Source organism: Simplicispira sp. (assembly GCF_028687295.1).
Taxonomy (GTDB): domain Bacteria; phylum Pseudomonadota; class Gammaproteobacteria; order Burkholderiales; family Burkholderiaceae_C; genus Simplicispira; species Simplicispira metamorpha.
In genome coordinates, this window is record NZ_JAQUAL010000013.1 from 1 (window position 1) to 18,946 (window position 18,946).

At 64.0% G+C, this 18,946-nt stretch carries 16 protein-coding genes; 2 read left to right on the forward strand and 14 right to left on the reverse strand.

Translation table 11 applies throughout. The features are described from left to right. Positions 1 to 61: 61 nt before the first annotated feature. The 5 genes from trpB to asd all read right to left on the reverse strand — a co-directional run bounded on the left by trpB (position 62) and on the right by asd (position 7,207). Positions 62 to 1,333: a tryptophan synthase subunit beta gene (gene trpB / locus PHX69_RS02935; RefSeq protein ID WP_288042302.1), complete on the reverse strand. Its 1,272-nt coding sequence runs from the start codon at positions 1,331 to 1,333 to the stop codon at positions 62 to 64. After that, a complete protein-coding gene (locus PHX69_RS02940; RefSeq protein WP_288042303.1) occupies positions 1,311 to 2,048 on the reverse strand; it encodes a phosphoribosylanthranilate isomerase in 738 nt (245 codons plus the stop codon). Before PHX69_RS02940 ends, trpB begins: the two co-directional genes overlap by 23 nt. 30 nt (positions 2,049 to 2,078) lie before the next feature. After that, positions 2,079 to 2,897 (reverse strand): tRNA pseudouridine(38-40) synthase TruA, encoded by an 819-nt coding sequence (gene truA, locus PHX69_RS02945; RefSeq protein ID WP_288042325.1) that lies wholly within the window; start codon positions 2,895 to 2,897, stop codon positions 2,079 to 2,081. A 62-nt stretch (positions 2,898 to 2,959) separates the two neighbouring features. Further along, the gene (locus PHX69_RS02950) at positions 2,960 to 5,806 is read right to left on the reverse strand and encodes a motility hub landmark protein FimV (RefSeq protein ID WP_288042304.1); all 2,847 of its coding nucleotides are present in this window, start codon (positions 5,804 to 5,806) and stop codon (positions 2,960 to 2,962) included. 288 nt (positions 5,807 to 6,094) lie between these two features. After that, positions 6,095 to 7,207 carry an aspartate-semialdehyde dehydrogenase gene (gene asd / locus PHX69_RS02955; RefSeq protein ID WP_119014272.1) on the reverse strand — a complete coding sequence of 371 codons (1,113 nt, stop codon included), beginning with the start codon at positions 7,205 to 7,207 and terminating at the stop codon, positions 6,095 to 6,097. A gap of 341 nt (positions 7,208 to 7,548) precedes the next feature. Between asd and PHX69_RS02960 the strand changes: the two genes are divergently transcribed. Continuing rightward, positions 7,549 to 8,220 carry a dihydrodipicolinate reductase C-terminal domain-containing protein gene (locus PHX69_RS02960; RefSeq protein WP_288042306.1) on the forward strand — a complete coding sequence of 224 codons (672 nt, stop codon included), beginning with the start codon at positions 7,549 to 7,551 and terminating at the stop codon, positions 8,218 to 8,220. Positions 8,221 to 8,329: 109 nt separating this feature from the next. On the opposite strand, the gene leuB is transcribed toward PHX69_RS02960, so the two are convergent. The 9 genes from leuB to grpE all read right to left on the reverse strand — a co-directional run bounded on the left by leuB (position 8,330) and on the right by grpE (position 18,331). Next, a complete protein-coding gene (gene leuB, locus PHX69_RS02965) occupies positions 8,330 to 9,403 on the reverse strand; it encodes a 3-isopropylmalate dehydrogenase (protein WP_288042307.1) in 1,074 nt (357 codons plus the stop codon). A gap of 74 nt (positions 9,404 to 9,477) precedes the next feature. After that, positions 9,478 to 10,128, reverse strand: a complete 651-nt coding sequence (gene leuD, locus PHX69_RS02970; RefSeq protein WP_119013881.1) for a 3-isopropylmalate dehydratase small subunit — start codon at positions 10,126 to 10,128, stop codon at positions 9,478 to 9,480. 13 nt (positions 10,129 to 10,141) lie between these two features. After that, positions 10,142 to 10,267 (reverse strand): entericidin A/B family lipoprotein, encoded by a 126-nt coding sequence (locus PHX69_RS02975; protein WP_119013882.1) that lies wholly within the window; start codon positions 10,265 to 10,267, stop codon positions 10,142 to 10,144. Positions 10,268 to 10,286: 19 nt separating this feature from the next. Next, on the reverse strand, positions 10,287 to 11,708 hold the full coding sequence (gene leuC / locus PHX69_RS02980; protein ID WP_288042309.1) for a 3-isopropylmalate dehydratase large subunit: 1,422 nt from the start codon (positions 11,706 to 11,708) through the stop codon (positions 10,287 to 10,289). Between the two features lie 35 nt (positions 11,709 to 11,743). Further along, the gene (locus tag PHX69_RS02985) at positions 11,744 to 12,712 is read right to left on the reverse strand and encodes a LysR family transcriptional regulator (RefSeq protein ID WP_288042310.1); all 969 of its coding nucleotides are present in this window, start codon (positions 12,710 to 12,712) and stop codon (positions 11,744 to 11,746) included. Between the two features lie 275 nt (positions 12,713 to 12,987). After that, the gene (locus tag PHX69_RS02990) at positions 12,988 to 14,352 is read right to left on the reverse strand and encodes an MBL fold metallo-hydrolase RNA specificity domain-containing protein (RefSeq protein ID WP_288042311.1); all 1,365 of its coding nucleotides are present in this window, start codon (positions 14,350 to 14,352) and stop codon (positions 12,988 to 12,990) included. Positions 14,353 to 14,507: 155 nt separating this feature from the next. Continuing rightward, the gene (gene dnaJ / locus PHX69_RS02995; RefSeq protein WP_288042312.1) at positions 14,508 to 15,656 is read right to left on the reverse strand and encodes a molecular chaperone DnaJ; all 1,149 of its coding nucleotides are present in this window, start codon (positions 15,654 to 15,656) and stop codon (positions 14,508 to 14,510) included. A 90-nt stretch (positions 15,657 to 15,746) separates the two neighbouring features. Beyond that, complete coding sequence (gene dnaK, locus PHX69_RS03000; protein ID WP_288042313.1) at positions 15,747 to 17,699, reverse strand: molecular chaperone DnaK; 1,953 nt, start codon at positions 17,697 to 17,699, stop codon at positions 15,747 to 15,749. Between the two features lie 83 nt (positions 17,700 to 17,782). Next, positions 17,783 to 18,331, reverse strand: a complete 549-nt coding sequence (gene grpE / locus PHX69_RS03005) for a nucleotide exchange factor GrpE (RefSeq protein WP_119013888.1) — start codon at positions 18,329 to 18,331, stop codon at positions 17,783 to 17,785. A gap of 231 nt (positions 18,332 to 18,562) precedes the next feature. Here grpE and rpsF point away from each other — a divergent pair, with 231 nt between their 5' ends. Then, positions 18,563 to 18,940 carry a 30S ribosomal protein S6 gene (gene rpsF, locus PHX69_RS03010; RefSeq protein ID WP_119013889.1) on the forward strand — a complete coding sequence of 126 codons (378 nt, stop codon included), beginning with the start codon at positions 18,563 to 18,565 and terminating at the stop codon, positions 18,938 to 18,940. Positions 18,941 to 18,946: the final 6 nt, after the last annotated feature.

Sequence of the window (18,946 nt, forward strand, 5' to 3'; positions counted from 1 at the left end):
TACGGAATCAGGGCCTTGCGGCCCTTGGCCTGGAGTTGCTCAAAAGTGGTCTGGATGCGGCTCATGGTTTGGCGTCGCCCCCTTTAACGGTCAATCCGCGCATGGAAGGGCGGTCGTAAAAATCTTCTCCCGACAGGTCGGCCACGGTGCCGATGTCTTTGTCGCCCCGGCCCGAGAGGTTGACCAGGATGGATTGGTCGGGGCGCATTTCTTTGGCCAGCTTCATGGCGTAGGCAAAGGCGTGGCTCGATTCCAGGGCCGGGATGATGCCTTCGGTGCGGCACAGGTAGTGGAATGCGGCCAGCGCTTCCTTGTCCGTGATGCCGACGTACTGGGCGCGGCCTATTTCTTGCAGCCAGGCGTGCTCGGGGCCCACGCCGGGGTAGTCCAGACCCGCGCTGATGCTGTGCGTTTCAAGGATCTGGCCGTTGTCGTCTTGCAAGATGAAGGTGCGGTTGCCGTGCAGTACGCCCGGGCTGCCTTTTTGCAGCGAGGCCGAGTGCTTGCCACTGTCCAGCCCCTCGCCCGCCGCTTCCACGCCGATGAGGCGGGTTTTTTCAAAGGGGATGTAGGGGTGGAAGATGCCCATGGCGTTGCTGCCGCCGCCCACGCAGGCGACCACGGCATCGGGCTGCTCTGCGGCGATTTTTTGCTCGGCCAGCATGGCGGGCATTTGCGTGACGGCTTCTTTGCCGATCACGCTCTGGAAGTCGCGCACCATCATCGGGTAGGGGTGGGGGCCGGCCACAGTGCCGATGATGTAGAACGTGTTGTCCACATTGGCCACCCAGTCGCGCATGGCCTCGTTGAGCGCGTCTTTCAGCGTCTTGCTGCCCGATTCGACTGGCACCACGGTGGCGCCCAGCAGTTTCATGCGGAACACGTTGGGGCTTTGGCGCTTGACGTCTTCGGCGCCCATGTAGATCACGCATTCCAGGCCGTAGCGCGCGCAGATGGTGGCTGTGGCCACGCCGTGCTGGCCGGCGCCGGTTTCGGCAATGATGCGCGGCTTGCCCATGCGGCGGGCCAGCATGGCCTGGCCGATGACGTTGTTGATCTTGTGCGCGCCGGTGTGGTTGAGGTCTTCGCGCTTGAGGTAAATCTGCGCGCCGCCCATTTCGCGGCTGGTGCGCGCGGCGTGGTACACGGGCGTGGGGCGGCCAACAAAGTGCGCCAGTTCGTAGTTGAACTCAGCGACAAATGCAGGGTCGTTTTGGTAGCGGGCATAGGCTTCGCGCAGTTCTTTGAGCGCGAAGGTCAGGGTTTCGCTGGCAAAACTGCCACCGTAGCGGCCAAAGTGGCCCGAGGAATCAGGTTGCTGGTAAGAAGCCATGGGGTGTATTTGCAAGTTGGGCATCGGCCGCACGCACGGCGGCCACGAAGCGATGGATCTTGTCGGCGTCCTTGATGCCCCGCAGCGGTTTGCCATCGGGGCCATCACGTTCTACGCCGGAGCTGACGTCAACGGCCAAGGACAGGCCGCGCGCACGCACCTGCAAAATGCCATCGGTCACGTTTGCAGGCGTGAGCCCACCACTTAAGACGAGGTGAGAGTTGACGCTTGGAGGAAGAAGTGACCAATGGAATGCCTTGCCGCCGCCGCCATAGCCCTCGACATGCGCGTCGAGCAAAATGGCCTGGGCTTGGGAATATGTAGCCGCGTATTTTACGAGGTCAAAGCGCGCGCCTTCTTCGCCCAGCGGGATGCGCGCCGCGCGCACAAAAGGCCGGGCGCCGTGGCCCGTGGCCGCCAGGCAATCTGCGGCTGATTCATCACCATGAAATTGGGCTGTAGCGCCCGACATCAGGGCGCAAGCAGCTATCACATTGCTAGCAGTCTCGTTGACGAACAGCAGCACCGGCGTGACAAATGGTGGCAGGCGGCGGGCCAATTGTGCGGCGCGCTCGGGGGTGACGGCGCGCGGGCTGGGGGCGTAGAGCACAAAACCCACGGCATCGACACCCGCTGCCACGGCGGCGTCCACATCTTCCTCGCGGGTGAGGCCGCAGACTTTGATGCGGGTGCGTTGCTGAAGAAAAACGGTCATGGCAGTGCGCGCGGTAGTCGAGAGAGGTGCTCAGGGCAGCCAGTCGAAAGCGGCGGTGCGTTCGGGCAGGCCCCAGGTGGGGTCATAAACCGGCCCCAAAAAATACAGCCCGTCTGGGGAGAACGTGGGCGCGGCCACTTTGCGTGAGCGCGCTTGCAGCACTTCCTGTACCCAATCGGCGGGTTGTGCGCCCTGGCCCACGGCAATCAGGCAGCCCATGATGTTGCGGATCATGTGGTGCAAAAAAGCGTTGGCCTCGAACTCGAAGTGCCAGTAGCACGGGCTCCAGTCTTCGCCGGGTTCGGTGTGCGAGGGGCCACGGCGGGTGATGTCAATGCGCCGCACCGTCTTGACAGGCGTGGGGGACTGGCAGGCTGCCGCCCGGAACGAGGTGAAGTCGTGCTCGCCCAGCAGGTACGCGGCGGCTTGGCGCATGGCGTCGCCATCGAGCGGGTGGAAGACCCAGCCCACGCGGCTTGCGTCCACGCTGGGGCGCACGGGTGACTGCAACAGCACATAGGCGTAGCGCCGCGCGCTGGCACTGGCACGGGCATGGAACGCCTGTGGCACGGGCCGCGCCCATTGCACTGCAATATCGGCGGGCAAAAAGGTATTGGTGCCGCGCACCCAGGAAAACGGCGTGCGTTGCACGGTGGTATCGAAGTGCACCACCTGCATCAGCCCATGCACTCCGGCATCGGTGCGGCCAGCGCATACGGTGCTGATGGGCTCGGTGGCAAAGCGTGCCAACGCTGCCTCCAGCTTGTCCTGGATGGTCTTGCCCGAGGACTGGCTTTGCCAGCCCTGGTAGCCCTGGCCGTTGTAGCCAACGCCCAGGGCGATGCGCAGGGGGCGGGGGGCGACTGCTTCGACGGGGTCGCTGTGGCTGGGGTGCTGCACAGACCCGCGCATCAAGACAGTTCGGCCAGCATGCTTTGTGCGCGGGCCTTGAGGGCGCCTGAGGATTCGGCGATCACTTCTTCAATCAGGGTGCGGGCACCATCGCTGTCGCCAATGGCGTTGAATTCCAGGGCCAGGGCCAGCTTGGTGTCCAGCGGGTCTTCGGGCTCGCCCGAGTGCACCTCGTCGATTTGCAGGCTGGCTGCTGCTGGGGGCTCCTCTGGCCCGCCGGTGGGGGCTGCGGGCGCGCTGGGCGGATCCAGATCCAGTGTGAGGCTGCCCAGATCGAACTCCATCAGGCCCGAATCGGGGGCGCTGGTGGGGGGCTCTTCTGGTGCTGGCGCGGCGGGTGCAGCGGGTGCGGGCGTGTCGGTGAAGGCGGAAATGTCCAGCGCAAAGTCCAGGTCGGCCATGGCCGGGTCTGCCGGTGGTGGCGCAATGGCTGGTGGTTCTGCTGTGGCTGGTGCCTCCAGTTCTGCCAGGGTGGGCAGCTCTGGTGCAGGCTCCGGTGCCGGTGGCGTTGCCGCAGGCAAATCGGGCATGTCCCAGGACAGCCCCAGATCCTGGTCTGGCGCAGTGGCAGTGCTGGCAGGCTCGGTGAAGGTGGGGGTGGCAGGGATTTCAGGCAAGGCCGGTTCAGCGGCCATGGCTGCCGCAAAATCCAGCGGCTGTGCAGCGGTGTTGTCCGGGGAGGAATCGCCCATCAGGTCGAGGTCCAGATCCAGGTTCAGATCCATGTCTGGCAGCGGCGATGGCGTGGTGTCTGTGGTGGCAGCGGCCTCGGCCAGGGTGCTGGCAAATCCACCTGCAGCCACCCCTGCGGCAGCTACTGCGCCCAGGCTGCCCAATGCAGCGGTGGGCTGACCACCGGGCTGGTACAGCGGGTTGTCGGGGTCTATGTCGCGCCCGAGTTCGGTGATGCGGTTCCAGTCAGGGCCTTCGCCGTTGGTCAGCTTGTGGACTTCGGAGGCCACCACTTCCAGGGCCTTGCGATCCTGGCGCTTGGCATAAATTTCGCCCAGCTTGGTGTGGATGGATACGCGCGTCGGGGTGTGGCGTGCAGCCTCTTTGAGGATTTCTTCGGCTTGCAGATCACGGCCATAGGCCAGGTACACGTCGGCCTCGGCCACAGGGTCTACATCGCCGCCTGCATCCAGCTGGCTGGGGGTGTAGGCCATGGAAGACGAGCCGGTGGTGGAGTCGGTGCTGGCCGTGTCCACGCGCTGGCCGCCACTGGCATTGAAGAAAGAGTCGGGCTGTAGTCGGCTCTCAAAGAAAGAGCTGTCAACGGTTTGGGCGTTGCGCTTGCGTTGCACCGCGCGGTAAGCGCCATAGCCCAACAGCAGGGCGAGCAAGCCGCCACCTGCCAGGGGCACCATCGGGTCATCGAGCAAGGCCGACATGAAGCTGGGCTCTTCGATCGGTGCGGGTGCCGGTGCGGGGGGAGGCTGTAGCTTGACTTCGGCAGGTGCTGAAGCCTGGGATGCGGGTGCCGAGGCAGGCGCAGCCGGTGCTTGCGTTGCAGTCTCGCTGGCGCTGGGGGCTGGTGCGGGCGCCGCCTCGGGCGCTGGTGCCGATGCCGGGGGCGCAGGGGGCACGACCAGGCTGGGGGCAGTGACAGCAGGCAAGGCGCTGGCCGTGCTGGCTGCCGGGGCTGGTGTGGGTGCGCTAGTGCCTGGCTGGGCTGCGGATGCCGCGCTGAGCCGGTTCAGGTCATCAATGTTCTTGGACAGCTCCTGCACGCGCGCAGCCGCTTCATTGGTTTGTTTGCGCTGTGCCAGCAGTTCTTCGGTGGCCTTTTGGCCCTGCATGGCGCCCTTGGAGAGCGTGAGTTTGTCGGGGGCGGTGCTGACGGGGCGCTTGTCTTCAATGCGCGTTTGCACCGCTCCGGTGGCCGAGCGGTCGGCAGCGGCCACTTGTGCCACGGGTGCTGCGCCCGCCAGTTTGCGACGGAACTCGTTGAAATCGCGGCTTTGGGCCGCGATGATCTGGCGCGCTTCTTTGACGGAAGTGGCCTGGGCCTGTGCCGTGTCCGGCAGTTGCAGCACGGTTCCTGCCTTCAGGCGGTTGACGTTGCCTTGGACAAAGGATTCCGGGTTGGCGCGCATCAATGCCACCAGCATCTGGTCCAGAGAGACGCCGGACAGGCGGTGGCTACCGGCGATGCGACCAGCGGTGTCGCCAGGCCGTACGGTAACGCTGTCGGGTTGGCTGCTTTGTTCTGCTTTTGGCGCCGGACGCGGACTGGCCAACTGGGTGCGTCCAGGCACCGTGCTGTAGATTTTGGGCTCGGGGCGCGCTGTGCTGGCGGGTGCGGTATTGACGGGCGCGGTGGCCACCGGCTGCGCTGCGGGGGGCGCAGGGGGCGCGCTGGGCGGGGGTGCTGCCGCTGCGGTGGTTTGTGGTGCGGTGATCTGTGCTGGCGCAGTCACGGCAACCGGTGGGCGGCGAAGGGCTGGCGGATCGAACAGCATGGTGTAGCTGCGCGTGATGCGGCCCGTGCCCCAGGTGGCGTCAATGACCAGATCCACAAAAGGATCATTGATAGGGCGGTCGCTGGACAGGCGCAGCACCATGCGACCATCGGGGCGGCGCTGCAACTGCACCTGCATTTGGGTGACTGCGGTCGAGTATTCCATGCCCTGGCTTCGGAACACTTCTGGCGCTGCCGTGCTGGCGCGCAGGGTGTCGGCTTCTGCCGGGGTGATTTGGGGCAGGTCTATTTCGGCACGCAGCGGTTCACCGAGCGCGGATTGCACCGTGATCGGGCCCAAGGCCAGGGCCGAGGCGTCAGCGGCGTACAGGCCAAAGGTCGTCACGACCGCAGCCGCCAGCGCAGAGTATTTCCAACGATGCATGGTTGCCATCAACTGATAAGGAGTGTGAGATCGGGGCAAGCGGCTTGATTTTTCGAATGCTTGGCGCTTGCTCCGGTGGGGTGAACGTGTCTCGGGGCACCATAGCAGCAATGCCATGCACTGACAAGGAAAGGTGCGGCGCAAGCCCCCAGGGCTGCGCGAACCGTCACGTTGAACCGCGCCGGGTGTTGTCACGGGACAACGACCGTAACAGGGTGTTTCCAGGGGGCATGCCCTGGTCAGTGCGGTGCGCGGGGCTGCTGCCTGGCAGCGCCCGCGCACAGGCTATCAGGCTGCCAGCAGGATGCGCAGCATGCGGCGCAGCGGTTCGGCGGCGCCCCACAGCAACTGGTCGCCAATCACAAAGGCCGACACGTACTCGGGGCCCATGTTGAGCTTGCGCACGCGGCCCACGCCCACTTGCAGGCCACCGGTGATGGAGGCCGGGGTCAGCTCCTGCACGGTGGTGGCACGGTCGTTGGGCACCCACTTCACCCAGGGGTTGCCGCCCTGGATCAGCGCTTCGATTTCGGCCAGCGGCAAATCCTTCTTCAGCTTGAGCGTCAGCGCCAGGCTGTGGCAGCGCATGGCGCCAATGCGCACGCACAGGCCATCGACGGGAATCGTGGCCTCGGTGCCCAGAATCTTGTTGACCTCGGCCTGGCCCTTCCACTCTTCCTTGGACTGGCCGTTGGGCAGTTGCACATCAATCCACGGGATCAGGCCACCGGCCAGCGGCGCGCCGAAGAACTCGGTGGGTACATCGTTGCGGATGGTGTGGGCCACCTTGCGGTCGATGTCGAGGATGGCCGATGCGGGCGTGGCCAGCTCGTCGGCCACGGCGGCATGCACCACGCCCATGCCCTTGAGCAGTTCACGCATGTGGTTGGCGCCGCCACCCGAGGCCGCCTGGTAGGTCATGGAGCTGACCCACTCCACCAGATCGGCCTTGAACAGCCCGCCCAGGCCCATCAGCAGGATGGAGTTGGTGCAGTTGCCGCCAATCCAGTTCTTGCCGCCAGCGGCCAGTGCCTTCTGGATGACGTTGTCGTTCACCGGGTCGAGCACGATGACCGCATCTTGCTCCATGCGCAGCGACGAGGCAGCGTCAATCCAGTGGCCTTGCCAGCCAGCAGCGCGCAGCTTGGGGAAAACTTCTTTGGTGTAGTCGCCACCCTGGCAGGTGATGACGATGTCGCACTGGGCCAACGCGGCGATGTCGTTGGCATCTTGCAGCGTGGTGTGCGCCTTGGCCTGTGCCGGGGCCTTGCCACCCGCATTGGAAGTAGAAAAGAAAATGGGTTCGATCAGATCGAAGTCACCCTCGGCCTGCATGCGATCCATCAAGACCGAGCCGACCATGCCGCGCCAGCCAACCAAACCTACCAACTTGTTGCTCATTTTCAACGCCCTTTCAAATAAAACAGTGCCAGACCCGGCTGTTTTTCCCCGGCTCGTCTGGCCAGGGAGGGCGCACGACGAACCAGGCTTGGTCAGCCCTTAATGGTCGTGGTTTTGGTGGTGATTGCGCGCGCAGCCACGCCTGCCAGGGCGGCAGAAGCGGTGTTCAGTGGGAACGGGCGGGCGGCAAACATGGGGTGTGATTGTAGCGGATGCCATCCATAGGGTTTCACCACCGCTGTTTTGGGGGCGTGAAGTCCATGCACTGCCGCACACCTTGCTTGCGTCTACAGTGCAGTGTGCTGATGTAGGTTGTTGTTATCTAGCTATGGAAAGTTGCGATGCAAGTCATTGTTGTGGGGGCTGGCAAGCTGGCCAAAGAGCTGCTGGGAGCGCTTAATGTTGCAGGCACGGTGGTGCCATGGTCTGAGGCACTGAGGGGCCAGGCGGCGCAGTCCGTCGTGGTTCATGCGGGCTCTGGCCGGGAACTGGAGGCTGTGGTGGCGTTTTGTTCATTCACCCAGTCACCGTTGATCGAGCTGTCCACCGGTTCTGATCTGGAGCGCAGCGTGCCCGATTTTCCGGTGGTCGTATGCCCCAACACCAATATCCTCATGCTCAAATTTATGAGCATGCTGGGCCACAGCGGTCATCTTTTTCAGAACCAGCGCGTCCGTCTCATCGAGTCGCATCAGGCCCAGAAAACCTCAGTGCCAGGCACAGCCGTCAGCATGGCGCATGCGCTGGGATTGCCCGCCGGGCAGATCCATTCCGTGCGTGATGCCGGTGTACAGCGCAAGGAGTTGCACATTCCTGACGAACATCTGCCACGCCATGCCTACCACCAGGTACTGATCGACGATGGCCTGTGCAGTGTGAAGCTGGAAACGCGGGTTTATGGCGAGGCCCCGTATGCGCACGGCGTGGCGAAAATCGTTGCTGCCGTGCAATCCCATCCCCTTGAGTCCCGGTGCTACTCGGTCATGGAGTTTGTGGACAACGGCTGGCTCTAGCTTGCCTTGTTCACGTCTTCTGACGAAAAAAAGCGCCGGACGCCGGCGCTTTTTTGTTTTCGGGCCATCACCAGCGGTGAAGCCCCCCAGCGTGAAAGACGCAGCTGCCTCAGGCAGCCAGTGCTTTTAGCACCGCGTCCCCCATTTGCGCGGTGCCCACCTTGGTGGTGCCTTCGCTGTAGATGTCGGGCGTGCGCAGCCCTTGCGCCAGCACGGCTTGCACGGCTGCTTCGATGCGCTGGGCGGCGGCTTCCTGGTTCAGGCTGAAGCGCAGCATCATCGCGGCGCTCAGGATGGTGGCCAGCGGGTTGGCCACGCCCTTGCCCGCGATGTCGGGCGCGCTGCCGTGGCTGGGTTCGTACAGGCCCTGGCCTTTGCTGTTGAGGCTGGCCGAAGGCAGCATGCCGATCGAGCCCGTCAGCATCGAGGCCTCATCGGAGAGGATGTCGCCAAACATGTTGCCGGTCACCACCACGTCGAACGCCTTGGGCGCCTTGACCAGTTGCATGGCCGCGTTGTCCACGTACATGTGTTGCAGTTCCACGTCGGGGTACTGCTGGCCCACGTCGGTCATCACGTCCTTCCAGAGCTGGAAGGTTTCCAGCACGTTGGCCTTGTCCACGCTGGTCACTTTTTTGCTGCGCTTGCGGGCGGCCTGGAAGGCGACGTGGGCAATGCGCTCAATCTCGGGGCGGCTGTAGCGCATGGTGTCGAAGGCTTCTTCGGCGCCGGGGAAGTGGCCATCGGTGGCAATGCGGCGGCCGCGCGGCTGGCCGAAGTAGATGTCACCGGTCAGCTCGCGGATGATGAGGATGTCCAGGCCCGCGATCAGCTCGGGCTTGAGGCTGGACGCGTCCACCAGCTGCTCGTAGCAGATGGCGGGGCGGAAGTTGGCAAACAGGCCCATGGCCTTGCGCAGGCCCAGAATGGCCTGCTCGGGGCGCAGCGGGCGGTCGAGCTTGTCGTACTTCCAGTCGCCCACGGCGCCGAACAGGATGGCGTCGGATTCCTGGGCCAGCTTCAGCGTCGATTCGGGCAGCGGGTGGCCGTGGGCCTCGTAGGCGGCGCCGCCGACCAGGGCGGTTTCCATCTCGAACTTCAAGTCCAGGGCGCCCAGCACCTTGACGGCTTCAGCGACGATTTCGGTACCAATGCCGTCACCCGGCAGAACTGCGATTTTCATGATTTTGCTTCTGTTTTGATAGCTGGTAGCGCCCATTGCACGGGCGCCGGAGGCCGATTTTGCTGTAAATATATTCAGGCGGCCATGGTGTGGGCCAGCCAGGGCTTGGTGGCCAGGCGCTCTGCTTCGAAGGCGCGGATTTTGTCGGACTGGCGCAGGGTCAGGCCGATGTCGTCAAAACCGTTGAGAAGGCAGTATTTGCGGAAGGCTTGCACCTCAAACGCAATCTCCTGGCCCTGCGGGCGCACGATGACCTGGCGCTCCAGGTCGATGGTGAGCTGGTAGCCCGGAAAAGCCGCCACTTCATCGAACAGCTGGGCCACGGTGGCCTCGGGCAGCTGGATGGGCAGCAGGCCGTTCTTGAAGCAGTTGTTGAAGAAGATGTCGGCAAAGCTGGGCGCAATCACGGCGCGAAAGCCGTACTGGTCGAGTGCCCAGGGCGCGTGCTCACGGCTGGAGCCGCAGCCAAAGTTTTTGCGCGCCAGCAGGATGGAGGCGCCTTGGTAGCGCGGCTGGTTGAGCACAAAGTCGGGGTTGGGGCGGCGGCTGGCCGGGTCTTGGCCGGGCTCGCCGTGGTCGAGGTAGCGCCACTCGTCAAACAGGTTCACGCCAAAGCCGGTCTTTTTGATCGACTTGAGGAATTGCTTGGGGATGATGGCGTCGGTATCGACGTTCTCGCGGTCCATGGGGGCGACGAGGCCCTGGTGTACGTTGAATTTCTGCATGGCGGTAGGTGGGTTACTTGGCGGCGCGTTCAATGGCCGAGCCGGCTTTGCCGATGTCCTGGCCCACACCTTTGACGGTGTTGCAGCCAGCCAGCACCAAAGCGATGGACAGGACGATAAAGGAGGTGCTCTTGCGCATGGTCAAACTCCTGCGGGGGTCAGGCAAAAGTGCGCACGTCCACAAAGTGGCCATGCACGGCGGCAGCAGCAGCCATGGCCGGGCTGACCAGGTGGGTGCGCCCGCCCGCGCCCTGGCGGCCTTCAAAGTTGCGGTTGCTGGTGGAGGCGCAGCGCTCGCCCGGCTCCAGGCGGTCGGCGTTCATGGCCAGGCACATGGAGCAGCCGGGCTCGCGCCACTCAAAGCCAGCGGCCTTGAAGATGTCGTGCAGGCCTTCGCGCTCGGCCTGGGCTTTGACCAGCCCCGAGCCGGGCACCACCAGCGCCAGCTTGACGTTGGCAGCCACTTTGCGGCCCAGCTTTTTCACCACGGCAGCGGCTTCGCGCATGTCTTCGATGCGGCTGTTGGTGCATGAGCCAATGAACACCTTGTCGATCACGATGTCGTTGAGTGGCTTGCCCGGTTGCAGGTTCATGTAGTGCAGGGCGCGTTCGATGGCATCGCGCTTGTTGGCGTCTTTTTCCTTGTCCGGGTCGGGCACACGGGCGTCAATGCCCAGCACCATCTCGGGCGAGGTGCCCCAGGTCACTTGCGGCACGATGGTTGCGCCGTTGAGCGTGACCACGGTGTCAAACACCGCGTCGGCGTCCGAGTGCAGCGTCTTCCAATACGCCACGGCCTGGTCCCATTCCAGGCCGGTGGGCGAGAGCGGGCGGCCCTTGACGTAGTCGATGGTTTTGTCGTCCACGGCCACCAGACCGGCGCGGGCACCGGCCTCGATGGCCATGTTGCACACCGTCATGCGCCCTTCCATGCTCATGGCGCGGAACACCGAGCCGGCAAACTCGATGGTGTAGCCCGTGCCGCCCGCCGTGCCAATCTTGCCGATGATGGCCAGCACCACGTCCTTGGGCGTCACGCCCGGGGCCAGTTCGCCATCGACCTTGACGAGCATGTTCTTGGCTTTTTTGGCCAGCAGCGTTTGCGTGGCCATGACGTGCTCGACCTCGCTGGTGCCAATGCCGTGGGCCAGCGCGCCAAAGGCGCCGTGCGTGGAGGTGTGGCTGTCGCCGCAGACCACGGTCATGCCCGGCAGGGTGGCGCCGTTTTCCGGGCCAATGACGTGCACGATGCCCTGGCGCTGGTGCATGAACGGGAAGAACGCCGCTGCGCCCACTTCAGCGATGTTGGCGTTCAGCGTGGTGATCTGCTCTTTGCTGATGGGGTCGGTGATGCCGTCGTAGCCCAGCTCCCAGCCGGTGGTGGGCGTGTTGTGGTCGGCAGTGGCCACGATGGAGCTGACGCGCCAGACCTTGCGCCCTGCCTGGCGCAGGCCTTCGAACGCCTGCGGGCTGGTCACTTCATGCACCAGATGGCGGTCGATGTAGAGGATGGCGGTGCCGTCTTCTTCGGTGTGGACGACGTGCTCGTCCCAGATCTTGTCGTACAGGGTGCGTCCCATGGTGGTCTCTTTGCTTTCAGTGGGGAAAAGGGATTTTAGGCCGCGCTGTGCGGGGTGGTTTCCAGGGCGGCGGCAGGTACGCTGGCGCTGGCCGAGAGGTGCTCGACCAGCAGGCGCGCTGTCACGGGCAGGGTGTCGAAGTCGCGCGCTACCAGGCGCAGTTCGCGCTGTGCCCAGGCGTCTTGCAGCGCGATGGCCTTGAGGCGGCCCACGCCGTGCATCAGGGCAAAGGCGCGGTCGGGCAGCAGGCCCACGCCCAGGCCGTTGTCGATCATGCGGCACATGGCGTCCAGCCCCGTGACCTGGATGCGCTGGCGCAGCGTGCGCCCAGCGTTGGCAGCGGCGGCGCGCATGGCCAGGCTGATGCTGCTGCCCGCGTGCAGGCCGACGATGTCCCAGTCCAGCACCTCTTCAAAAACAATAGCTGTTCGCGCAGACAGGGCGTGGCCCAGTGGCACTACGAGCACCAAATGGTCGTGCCGGTAGGGGCGGCTGGGCAGGGCGCTGGCGCTGTGGTCGCTGGCGCTGGCGTGGCAAATGCCCAGGTCGGCGGCGCCTTCTTGTACCGCGTGCAGCACGGCGCTGCTCAGGTGCTCTTGCAGGTCGATCTTGACCTGGCTGTGGGCGCGGCAAAAGGCGCCCAGATCTTCGGGCAAAAACTGCACGATGGCCGAAATGTTGGCGTGCATGCGCACATGGCCGCGCACGCCGTCGGCGTATTCGCTCAGCTCGCCCTGCATGCGCTCCAGGCCAAACAGCACGGTGCGGGCATGGTGCAGCAGGCTTTGGCCCGCCGGGGTGGGCGTGACGCCCCGGCTGTGCCGGTAGAGCAAGGTGGTGTCGGCTGCGGCCTCCAGCTCCGAGAGCCGTTTGCTCACCGCCGAGGCGGCAATGAACTCGCGCTCGGCGGCGCGGCCAATGCTGCCCAGCTCGCACACCGCCACAAACAATTGCAGCGATGTCAGGTCAATGCGGCGCGCAAAGCTGCGCTCGGAGTTTTTCATGGGGTGTACTTGGCTTCTCGATTGGAGAAGGCTTTGTATTTTCTGCGATGTTGATGCCTTTATCCATCTCAAAGTGCGATGGCTTTCATCTTGCGCCAGCGCGGTGGCGCGGGCGGCAGGGGCGCCGTGCTCTCAAAAAAGTGAGCTGCTGGCGCACGTATCTATTGGGTTTGGCAATGTTTTATGCTGCAAATCCTTGCCTGATAAGCGCCAGCAGCTCCTCTTTTTGATATGGCTGGGGCGGCTGGCGCGCGCCGCCAGGGCATGGCCCGTGTTCAGGCCGGGCCGGTGCTGGCGTGCTCGGGCACGCTGGCGTGCCAGCGCAGCTCATGTTCTATGCGCTGGCGCAGCGTGTCGGCGGCACCGATTTCGCCATGCACCACGTACACCTGCTGCGGCGCGTGCGGCATGCGGCGCAGCCAGGCCAGCGTCTGGTCGGCATCGGCATGGGCCGAGGCACTGCTGAGCTGCACTACTTCGGCACCGATGCGCACATCCTGGCCGTGGATGCGGATGGTTTTCTCGCCGTTGGCAATGCGCGCACCGCGCGTGCCGTGCGCCTGGTAGCCGGTCAGGATCACCATGTTGCGGTGGTCGCTGGCGTAGAGCGCCAGGTGGTGCAGCACGCGCCCGCCGGTGGCCATGCCGCTGGCCGACAAAATCACCATGGGGCCGTGGCGGCGCGCCAGGGCTTTGGATTCGTCGGTGGTCTGCACCATGGTGGCGCCGTGCGAGAGGGCCCGCGCTTCGCGGGCGCTGAGGCGGTGTTCGCCCAGGTGCTTCTCAAACAGCCCGGTGGTACTGACAGCCATGGGGCTGTCGAGAAACACTGGCAGCGCTGCGGGCACCACCCCTTGCACCTTGAGCAGATGGATGGCGTGCAGCACCGTTTGCGCCCTGCCAACGGCAAAGACGGGCACCACGGCCACGCCGCCGCGCCGGGCCAGGCGTTGCAGGGCTTCGCCCAGCGCATGCAAGGTGTCTTCGGCGGGGTGCTGGCGGTCGCCGTAGGTGGACTCGATGAGCACGGTATCGGCCTGGGGCGGCGCCTCGGGCGGGTTCATGATCAGGTCGTCGGGGCGGCCCAGGTCGCCAGAGAACAGAATGCGCCGCCCGCCCACTTCCAGCAGCACGGTGGCTGCGCCCAGGATATGGCCCGCAGGCGAGAAGGTCACACGCCAGCCGGGAAGGGGCTCAAACGGCTGCGAAAAGGCGTGTGCCTGGAACTGTTGCAGGCAATGCTGCGCATCCAGCCGGGTGTAGAGCGGCAGCGCAGGCGTGTGCTGCGAGAGCTGGTGGCGGTTGAGGAAGGCGGCGTCTTCTTCCTGCAAATGGCCACTGTCGGGCAGCAAGATGGCGCACAGGTCGCGCGTGCCCGCCGTGCTGTGGATGGGGCCGGTGTAGCCATCGCGCACCAGCAGGGGCAGGTAGCCGCTGTGGTCCAGGTGCGCGTGCGTGAGCACCACGGCGTCGATCTGGCTGGGCGCCACGGGCAGCGGTTGCCAGTTGCGCAGGCGCAGCGGCTTGTAGCCCTGGAACAGCCCGCAGTCGAGCAGCAGGCGCTGGCCTTGGTGTGTGACCAGGTACTTGGAGCCGGTGACGGTGCAGGCGCCACCGAGGAAGGTTATGCGGACGGGCATGGCAAGGCTCCTTCAAGTGTGTGCGGGCCATCCTATCGCTTGTGGCAGCAAAGGGCCATGCGGCGCTACCGCTGAAAGCAAAAACCGCCCGGGCTGGCTGGCACGGGCGGTGTGTGGGGCAGGGCGCTGGGGTGGGCGCCCGCAGAAGCGGTGGCTCAGGGCTTGAAGAAGTTCTTCAGCCGATCGGCCCAGCTCTCGCCGCTGGGCGAGTGGCGTCCGCCGCCTTTTTTGAGCGACTCGTCCAGTTCGCGCAGCAGTTTGCGCTGGTGCTCGGTCAGCTTGACGGGTGTTTCCACAGCAATGTGGCAGTACAGGTCGCCGGGGTAGCTGGAGCGCACGCCCTTGATGCCCTTGCCGCGCAGCCTGAACTGCTTGCCCGCCTGCGTGCCTTCGGGGATGTCGATGGCCACCTTGTCTGCCAGCGTGGGCACTTCAATCTCGCCGCCCAGCGCTGCCGTGATGAAGCTCACGGGCACCTGGCAGTGCAGGTCGTCGCCATCGCGCTCGAAGATGTCGTGCTTTTTCAGGCGGATTTCGATGTACAGGTCGCCCGGTGGCCCGCCGTTGGTGCCAGGCTCTCCGTTGCCGGTGCTGCGGATGCGCATACCGTCATCAATGCCCGCCGGGATTTTGACTTCCAGCGTTTTCTGCTTTTTGACTTTGCCCTGGCCTTGGCAGGTGGTGCAGGGCTCGGGAATGATCTTGCCCGTGCCCCGGCAGTGCGGACAGGTTTGCTGCACGCTGAAAAAGCCCTGGCGCATCTGCACCGTGCCGCTGCCTGCGCAGGTGCCGCAGGTTTTGGCGCTGGTGCCGGGTTTGGCGCCGCTGCCGTGGCAGGTGTCGCAGGACTCCCACGAGGGGATGCGGATTTCTGCGTTCTTGCCTTTGGCCGCTTCTTCCAGCGTCACTTCCATGGCGTAGCTCAGGTCGCTGCCCCGGTACACCTGGCGGCCACCCGCGCCGCGACCGCGCCCGCCCGTCTGGCCGAACATGTCGCCAAAAATGTCGCCAAAAGCCTCGGCAAAACCACCAAAGCCTTCCGCGCCCGCACCGCCCGGGCCGCGCATGTTCGGGTCCACACCCGCATGGCCGTACTGGTCATAAGCGGCGCGCTTTTGTGCATCCGAAAGCATCTCGTAGGCTTCTTTGGCCTCTTTGAACTTTTCTTCAGCCGCTTTGCTGGCATCGCCCTGGTTGCGGTCAGGGTGGTGCTTCATCGCCAGCTTGCGATACGCCTTTTTGATCTCTTCCTCAGAGGCGTTCTTGGCAACGCCGAGGACTTCGTAATAGTCTCTTTTAGACATGGATATGGGGGCTCGGTTGGAACAGGAACGCCGCGCTGGGCGCCCTTGTCAGGGCCCAGCGCGGCGGCTTGGGGTCAACGCAAGCGCTGCTTAGCCCTTTTTGACTTCCTTGACTTCAGCATCTACCACGTTGTCGTCGTCGGCCTTGCTGGCGCCGGAGGAGGCGTGGCCACCAGCTTGCGCATCTGAGGCGCTGGCACCAGCGGCACCTTGTGCTGCCTGGCTGTCAGCGTACATCTTCTCGCCCAGCTTCTGGCTGGCGGCCATCAGGGCCGTGGTCTTTTCCTCAATGGCAGCCTTGTCGTCGCCCTTGAGGGCTTCTTCCAGGGCTTTTACCGCCGCTTCAATGGCCGATTTTTCACCGGCATCGAGCTTGTCGCCATGCTCGGTCAGGCTCTTGTGGACGCTGTGAACGGCCGCTTCGCCCTGGTTGCGCGCTTGCACCAGCTCGAGCTTTTTCTTGTCGTCGGCAGCGTTCAGTTCCGCATCCTTGACCATTTGCTGGATTTCTTCTTCCGAAATACCCGAGTTGGCCTTGATGGTGATCTTGTTCTCTTTGCCTGTGGCCTTGTCCTTGGCGCCCACGTGCAGGATACCGTTGGCGTCGATGTCGAAAGAGACTTCAATTTGCGGTGTGCCACGTGCTGCGGGCGGGATACCTTCGAGGTTGAACTCGCCCAGCAGCTTGTTACCTGCCGCGATTTCACGCTCGCCCTGGAACACCTTGATAGTCACGGCAGGCTGGTTGTCGTCAGCGGTGGAGAAGGTCTGCGCGAACTTGGTCGGGATCGTGGTGTTCTTGGTGATCATCTTGGTCATCACGCCGCCCAGCGTCTCGATGCCCAGGGACAGTGGCGTCACGTCCAGCAGCAGCACGTCCTTGCGATCGCCCGACAGCACCTGGCCCTGGATGGCAGCGCCCACGGCCACGGCCTCGTCGGGGTTCACGTCCTTGCGGGGTTCGCGGCCAAAGAACTCTTTGACTTTTTCCTGCACCTTGGGCATGCGGCTCATGCCGCCGACCAAAATCACATCGTTGATGTCCGAGACGCTGATGCCCGCATCCTTGATGGCCATGCGGCAAGGGGCCATGGTGCGCTCGATCAGTTCATCGACCAGGCTTTCGAGCTTGGCGCGCGTGAGCTTGATGTTCAGGTGCTTGGGGCCCGAGGCATCAGCGGTGACGTAGGGCAGGTTGATGTCGGTGGAGGCCGAGTTGGACAGCTCGATCTTGGCCTTTTCCGCGGCTTCTTTCAGGCGTTGCAGGGCCAGCACGTCCTTGGACAGGTCAACGCCCTGGTCTTTCTTGAACTCGGCAATGATGAAGTCGATCACGCGCTGGTCGAAGTCTTCGCCGCCCAGGAAGGTATCGCCGTTGGTGGACAGCACTTCAAACTGCTTTTCGCCATCGACGTCGGCAATTTCAATGATGGACACGTCGAACGTGCCACCGCCCAGGTCGTAGACGGCAATCTTGCGGTCGCCCTTTTCGGCCTTGTCCAGGCCAAAGGCCAGTGCAGCGGCGGTGGGCTCGTTGATGATGCGCTTGACATCCAGGCCAGCGATGCGGCCAGCGTCCTTGGTGGCTTGGCGCTGAGCATCGTTGAAGTAGGCGGGCACGGTGATGACGGCCTCGGTGACGGGTTCGCCCAGGTAGTCCTCGGCGGTCTTCTTCATCTTGCGCAGCACTTCGGCGCTGATTTGGGGCGGTGCCAGCTTTTGGCCGCGCACTTCAATCCAGGCGTCGCCGTTGTCGGCAGCCACGATGGAGTAGGGCATCAGGTCGATGTCCTTTTGCACTTCTTTTTCAGTGAACTTGCGGCCAATCAGGCGCTTGGCAGCGTAGATGGTGTTTTTGGGGTTGGTGACGGCCTGGCGCTTGGCCGAGGCGCCGACCAGAATCTCGCCATCTTCCTGGTAAGCAATGATGGAGGGCGTGGTGCGGGCGCCTTCGCTGTTTTCGATCACGCGCGTGGTGTTGCCCTCCATGATGGCCACGCAGCTGTTGGTCGTGCCCAAGTCAATACCGATGATTTTTCCCATATTTTTCTCCGCGATGCTTGTATGAATGGATGGTTTCTAACGTGTGGCTGACCTGGCCAGGTTCAAGCCACTGGGAGCGTTTTTTATTTTGGCGCGGTGACCGTGACCAGCGCGGGGCGCAGGATGCGGTCTGCGATGACATAGCCTTTTTGCAACACGCTGACCACGGTGTTGGCCTCTTGTGCTGCCGGCACCACGCTGATGGCCTGGTGGAAGTTGGGATCGAACTTCTCGCCCGCAGCCGGGTTGATGGCCACTACCTTGTTGCGCTCCAGGGCCGAGTGCAGCTGACGCAAGGTGGCGTCCGTGCCTTCGCGCAGCTGTTGGGCGGTGGCATTGGGCAGGGCCAGGGCCGCATCCAGGCTGTCTGCTACGGGCAACAGGTTTTCGGCAAACCCCTCAATGCCGAATTTTCGGGCTTTGGAGACTTCGTCTTCAGCACGGCGGCGGGCGTTTTCTGCTTCGGCTTTGGCGCGCAGGAACTGGTCGGCCAGATCGGCGCTTTTGGCCTTGAGTTCAGCCAGTTCGGATTGCAGGCGCGCAATTTCGTCCGACGTGCGGGCGGCCATGGCGGCTTCCATTTCTTCAGGGGCTGCCTGGGCGGCGGGAGCGGAAGAGGTGTTTTCAGACATGTCGAAGATTCTGTGGTGGAGGCAAAGAAACAATGTGCGTGGCACATCTGGGGCTGTCGCCGTGGATTTCAAGCAGAGGGTGGTCTGCGGTGGCCGCCACTGGCCCGCAGTGGCTGTGCCATAGGCCGTGTAAGTGTACAGGTGCTTGCCGCCTAGACTATAATCATTGGCTTTGCCTTGCCACACCGCTACAGACGCAGTGGGTGGCTCCCTAAACCAGAAGGAGTATGCATGCGTCATTACGAAATCATTTTGTTGATCCATCCGGATCAAAGCGAGCAGGTTCCTGCCATGCTCGAGCGCTACAAGGGCATGATCGTCGCCGGTGGTGGCCAAGTCCACCGCGTGGAAGACTGGGGCCGCCGTCAACTGGCGTACCTGATCAACAAGCTGGCCAAGGCCCACTACCTGTGCGTGAACATCGAAGCCGACCAGGCTGTGATGGCTGAACTGGAGCACGCCTTCAAGTTCAACGACGCCGTGCTGCGCCACCTCACCGTGCAAAAGAAGAAGGCTGAGACCGGCCCCTCTTCCATGATGAAGACCGTCGAGCGCGAAGAAGCCCGCAAGGCCAGCCAAGCGGAATACGCCGCTTCCGGCGAACGCTGAGCACCA

Coding starts and splice junctions, on each gene's coding strand:
- trpB (WP_288042302.1), bottom strand. CDS start 1,333: ATGGCTTCTTACCAGCAACCTGATTCCTCGGGCCACTTTGGCCGCTAC.
- PHX69_RS02940 (WP_288042303.1), bottom strand. CDS start 2,048: ATGACCGTTTTTCTTCAGCAACGCACCCGCATCAAAGTCTGCGGCCTC.
- PHX69_RS02950 (WP_288042304.1), bottom strand. CDS start 5,806: ATGCATCGTTGGAAATACTCTGCGCTGGCGGCTGCGGTCGTGACGACC.
- asd (WP_119014272.1), bottom strand. CDS start 7,207: ATGAGCAACAAGTTGGTAGGTTTGGTTGGCTGGCGCGGCATGGTCGGC.
- PHX69_RS02960 (WP_288042306.1), top strand. CDS start 7,549: ATGCAAGTCATTGTTGTGGGGGCTGGCAAGCTGGCCAAAGAGCTGCTG.
- leuB (WP_288042307.1), bottom strand. CDS start 9,403: ATGAAAATCGCAGTTCTGCCGGGTGACGGCATTGGTACCGAAATCGTC.
- leuD (WP_119013881.1), bottom strand. CDS start 10,128: ATGCAGAAATTCAACGTACACCAGGGCCTCGTCGCCCCCATGGACCGC.
- PHX69_RS02975 (WP_119013882.1), bottom strand. CDS start 10,267: ATGCGCAAGAGCACCTCCTTTATCGTCCTGTCCATCGCTTTGGTGCTG.
- leuC (WP_288042309.1), bottom strand. CDS start 11,708: ATGGGACGCACCCTGTACGACAAGATCTGGGACGAGCACGTCGTCCAC.
- PHX69_RS02985 (WP_288042310.1), bottom strand. CDS start 12,712: ATGAAAAACTCCGAGCGCAGCTTTGCGCGCCGCATTGACCTGACATCG.
- PHX69_RS02990 (WP_288042311.1), bottom strand. CDS start 14,352: ATGCCCGTCCGCATAACCTTCCTCGGTGGCGCCTGCACCGTCACCGGC.
- dnaJ (WP_288042312.1), bottom strand. CDS start 15,656: ATGTCTAAAAGAGACTATTACGAAGTCCTCGGCGTTGCCAAGAACGCC.
- dnaK (WP_288042313.1), bottom strand. CDS start 17,699: ATGGGAAAAATCATCGGTATTGACTTGGGCACGACCAACAGCTGCGTG.
- grpE (WP_119013888.1), bottom strand. CDS start 18,331: ATGTCTGAAAACACCTCTTCCGCTCCCGCCGCCCAGGCAGCCCCTGAA.
- rpsF (WP_119013889.1), top strand. CDS start 18,563: ATGCGTCATTACGAAATCATTTTGTTGATCCATCCGGATCAAAGCGAG.